Genomic DNA, 4516 nt, shown 5'->3' on the forward strand with positions numbered 1-4516 from the left:
CTGCGGCGGCCCAGGCAGCAGCCGACGCCGCAGCGCAACAGGTCGCCGACGAGGGCGACGACTGGTCGGGCGGGTCGGATGCCGCGGCATCCGCTTCGGGCGAGGCGACCGGGGATGCCGCTGCGGCCGCCCCCGCTGCGAACCCGTACACGTCTGAGTTCTACCCGGGCCTGCCGGCCGCACCGCGCGACGAGGACTGCGGGCCGTGCACCGGCAAGGAGATGGTGCCCGTGTACTACAACGGCAAGTACGTCTGGGGCTGCGACGCCTGATCTGAACGACGTTCGCGGCGGGCGCTCGGGAGACCGGGCGCCCGCCGTCGTCGTGATGGGGCGGCCCGTTACGCCCGGGGAGGCGCGGCGAAGCGCCAGCCCGTGATCCAGTCCGGATCCGCGCCGTGCTCGTACGCGTACTCGCGGGCCGCGCTCCGGGCCGCGTGCCATTCGTCGGCGATCTCGGCGATGCCGGTGGCGCCTTCGAGTCCCGGCACGCGGTGCAGCACGTCGAGCGCGAGTCGGTACCGGTCGAGGTCGTTCAGGTGCAGCATGTCGAACGGCGTCGTCGTCGTGCCGCGCTCGACGAAGCCGCGCACGTGGATGTTCGCGTGGTTCGTGCGCCGGTAGGTCAGCTGGTGGATGAGCGACGGGTAGCCGTGGAACGCGAAGATCACGGGTGCCGAGCGGGTGAAGATCGCGTCGAACGCCGCGCCGGGCAGGCCGTGCGGGTGGTGCTGCGGGTCCTGCAGCCGCATGAGGTCGACGACGTTCACGAGGCGCACGCGGAGGTCGGGCAGTCGCTCGCGCAGGAGCTCGGCCGCCGCGATCGCCTCGGTCGTCGGCACGTCGCCGGCGCACGCGATGACGACGTCGGGCTCGGATGCCGCGGCATCCGCTCGATCGGAACCCGGCTCGTTGCCCGCCCAATCCCACACGCCGAGACCCGCCTCGACGTGCGCCGCCGCCTCGTCCGGGGCGAGCCATTGCGGTTCCGGCTGCTTGCCCGCCACGACGACATTCACCCGGTTCTGCGTGTCGAAGGCGTGCCGCATGACCTCGAGCAGCGTGTTCGCGTCGGGTGGCAGGTACACCCGCACGATGTCCGCCTGCTTGTTGACGACGACGTTCAGGAACCCCGGGTCCTGGTGGGAGAAGCCATTGTGGTCCTGCCGCCAGACGTGTGATGAGAGCAGGTAGGTGAGGCTCGCGACATCGCCGCGCCAGGGCACCTGCTTCGCGGACTCCAGCCACTTCGCGTGCTGGTTGAACATCGAGTCGACGATGTGGATGAACGCCTCGTAGCTCGTGATCAGCCCGTGCCGCCCCGTCAGCAGGTAGCCCTCGAGCATGCCCTGCATGAGGTGCTCGCTGAGCGCCTCGATGACGCGGCCCTCGCGCGCGAGGTGTTCGTCGAGCGGATGCATCGCCTCCGCCCATGCTCGGGCGGTGACGTCGAACACGGCGCCGAGCCGGTTCGAGGCCACCTCGTCGGGGCCGAAGAGCCGGAAGTCGTCGGGGTTGTCGCGCATCACCTCGGCCAGCCACTCGCCGAGCACGCGCGTCGCCTCTCCGGAGTCGCCGCGCTCGCCGGGGTCGACCGCGATGGTGTGCGGGGCGAGCGGCGGGAGCGCGAGCGGGCGGGCGATGCCGCCGTTGACGTGGGCGCTCCGGTTCGCGCTCATGCGCAGCTCGCCGTCGGGGCGCAGGGCGTCGAGCGCCCCGACCGGGCGGCCCTCGCCGTCGAAGAGCTCATCTGGGCGGTACGACCGGAGCCACGCCTCGAGCATCGCGAGGTGCTCGGGGTTCTCGCGCACGCCGGCGAGCGGCACCTGGTGCGCGTGGAACGTGCCCTCGACCTGCTTGCCGTCGACGACGCCCGGGCCGGTCCAGCCCTTCGGGGTGCGCAGCACGATCGCGGGCCAGCGCGGCGCCGTCACGGCGAACGCGCCGGCCGCGGCATCCGTCCGGATCGCGGCGATGCGTTCGGAGGCGACGTCGATGGCGTCGGCCATGCGACCGTGCACGGCCATCGGGTCCTCGCCGTCGAACCCGCCCGTCACGAGCAGCGGCTCGTAGCCGTTGCCGCGGAAGAAGTCGACGAGCTCGGCCTCGGGGATGCGGGCCAGCAGTGTCGGGTTCGCGATCTTGAACCCGTTCAGGTGGAGGATCGGCAGCACCGCGCCATCCGTCACCGGGTTCAGGAAGGAATGGCCGCGCCAGCTCGCCGCGAGCGGACCGGTCTCGGCCTCGCCGTCGCCGATGACGCACGCGACCACGAGGCCCGGGTTGTCGAGTGCGGCGCCGTACGCGTGCATGAGCGAGTAGCCGAGCTCGCCGCCCTCGTTGATCGAGCCGGGGGTCTCCGGCGCCGCGTGCGACGGGATGCCGCCGGGGAACGAGAACTGGCGGAACAGCCGATGCATGCCGTCGCGGTCGGCGGTGACCGCCGGGAACAGTTCGGAGTAGGTGCCGTCGAGCCAGGTGTTCGCCACCATCGCGGGCCCGCCGTGGCCCGGACCGCAGACGTAGATCGTCGGCGTGCCGCGCTCGACGATCGCGCGATTGAGGTGGGCGTAGACGAGGTTCAGTCCGGGGGAGGTGCCCCAGTGCCCGAGCAGTCGCGGCTTGATGTCGCCGGGCTCGAGCGGGCGGGCGAGCAGCGGATTCGCCATCAGGTAGATCTGGCCGACGCTGAGATAGTTCGCGGCTCGCCACCACGCGTCGACGATCTCGAGCGGCACGGATGCCGCGCGCCCATGCCGCTCGCGTTCGCGTTCGCGTTCGTGTTCGCGCCCGTGTTCCTGCTGGTGCTGGTGCTGGTGCTCGCCTGCCTCGGACATGGCTTCCCCTGTCGACTCACGTGCCCTTCGAGCCTAGGTCGGTCGTGGTGCCGGCACCACCGAGAGGGTCGACCGGCTCGGTGCCGGTGCTCCTCACGGTGGCGCTCCTGCTCGGCTGAGCCCCGATCGCGGTGGTCGGGAGCAGGATGGGCGGTGGGGGAGCGCCCGCCCGAATGAAGGAGACCGCGATGCCATTCCTCACCGACGACGACCGGCCGCTCGGCGAACTGCTGCTCGCCCAGCGCCCCGCCGACGGGCACCGCTTCCAGGTGCGCGCGCCGTTCGCCTACCTCGATCCGGTGAGCGGGCTGCGCTACGAGGTTCCGGTGCAGGATGCCGCAGGCGACTCCGACCTCGCGTCGGTGCCGAGCGTGCTCTGGGGGCTCATCGCGAGCTACGGCCGCCAGTCGGCGCCGGCGCTGCTGCACGACCACCGTTCGGTGCTCGCCGCAGGGCTCGGCGATCGGCGGGCCGCCCTCGCGCAGCGCCGTGTCGACGACCGGGTGTTCCGCACCGCGCTCCGTGAGCAGGGGGTTCCGCTGCTCAGGTCCGCGATCATGTGGGCGTGGGTCTCCGCAGATCGCGAGCGTCAGTTCGGCGGTGCCGCCGGGGTCGTGTTCGTCGGGCAGGCGGTGATCGGGGGCCTCGTCGTGGCCGGGGCATCCGTCGCCGCGTTCTGGAACCAGCTGTGGCTCGCAGTGTTCGCCGTGGTCGCCGTCACCGCGCTCGTGTGGGGTCGGCTCGCGGCACCGCAGCTCGTGCTGGCGTTCTCGATCGGGTGGCTCGGGCCCTTCGTGCTCGCACAGGTCGCGGCGGTCGTGCCGTTCCGGCTCGTCGAGGCCGTCGTCGAGCTCGTCACCGGCGGCGATCCCGCGGGCGTGTTCCGGCCGACCGTGCGCGGGCGCTGAGCCGGCCGGCCGCTGCTCCGCCGCGTCGCTACCCCGCCGTCGGGGTGGTCTCGGCCGCCTCGGCCCCGGCCGATTGCGGCCACTGGTGGAACCAACCGGCCCAGATCTCCGCGCGCCGTCCCTTCGGGCGGAGGAGCGCTCGGCGCGCGGCGAGGTCCTTCGTGAACTCCTCGGTCGCGACCGCGTCGCGGAGCTTCATCGGCGCGGGAACCAGGGCCGCCGCCAGCGTGTTCGCCTCGGGGTCGTCGGTCCGCGCCGCCACGACCACCGGAACCGGCGCATAGAGCGGTTCGACGAAGACGAAGATCGCCACGATCAGGAGCGCCACGGCGCTCACGAGGAGCCATTCGAGTGGCGGCCGGCTCCACGCGGCGATCGCGAACCAGACGCAGGCGAAGGCGCCGGCGACGTAGGCCGCACGGGGGATCGAGCTCAGCACGAGCCAGTGGCGCGGTTCGATCGGGCAGCGGTCCCACTCGCGCGAGCGCCGCGTGACCGTCGAGAGGCGCTGGTTCAGCCAGATCAGCACGGCGAGCGTGAAGCCGGAGGCGACGAGCCAGCTCCAGGGATTCAGGCCCTCGGGATCCGTCACGAACGAGGCCGCGGCGATCGTGGCGGGCACGGCCTCCGCGACATCCCGGCCGCCGGGGAAGACTCCGATCAGGAAGCCGATCGCCCCGGCCACCCAGCTCGCGAGCGTCGCGAACGCGGCGTACACGCCCGGCAGGCCGGGCAGGATCGCGGCGATCACCACGGCCGCGAGCATGTTGGT

At 72.4% G+C, this 4516-nt stretch carries 3 protein-coding genes and 1 pseudogene; 2 read left to right on the forward strand and 2 right to left on the reverse strand.

All coding sequences use genetic code 11. The features are described from left to right. A pseudogene (locus tag VIP82_RS04200) lies at positions 1–272 on the forward strand (hypothetical protein); the annotation flags it as partial. Between the two features lie 68 nt (positions 273–340). Here VIP82_RS04200 and VIP82_RS04205 read toward each other — a convergent pair. Beyond that, positions 341–2836 carry a phosphoketolase family protein gene (locus tag VIP82_RS04205; protein ID WP_331906029.1) on the reverse strand — a complete coding sequence of 832 codons (2496 nt, stop codon included), beginning with the start codon at positions 2834–2836 and terminating at the stop codon, positions 341–343. Positions 2837–3024: 188 nt separating this feature from the next. Between VIP82_RS04205 and VIP82_RS04210 the strand changes: the two genes are divergently transcribed. Next, positions 3025–3744: a DUF1353 domain-containing protein gene (locus VIP82_RS04210; protein WP_331906030.1), complete on the forward strand. Its 720-nt coding sequence runs from the start codon at positions 3025–3027 to the stop codon at positions 3742–3744. Positions 3745–3772: 28 nt separating this feature from the next. Here VIP82_RS04210 and VIP82_RS04215 read toward each other — a convergent pair. After that, a partial coding sequence (locus VIP82_RS04215; protein ID WP_331906031.1) for a hypothetical protein occupies positions 3773–4516 on the reverse strand: 744 nt, incomplete at its 5' end.

It is taken from the genome of Microbacterium sp. (assembly GCF_036566905.1).
Lineage (GTDB): Bacteria > Actinomycetota > Actinomycetes > Actinomycetales > Microbacteriaceae > Microbacterium.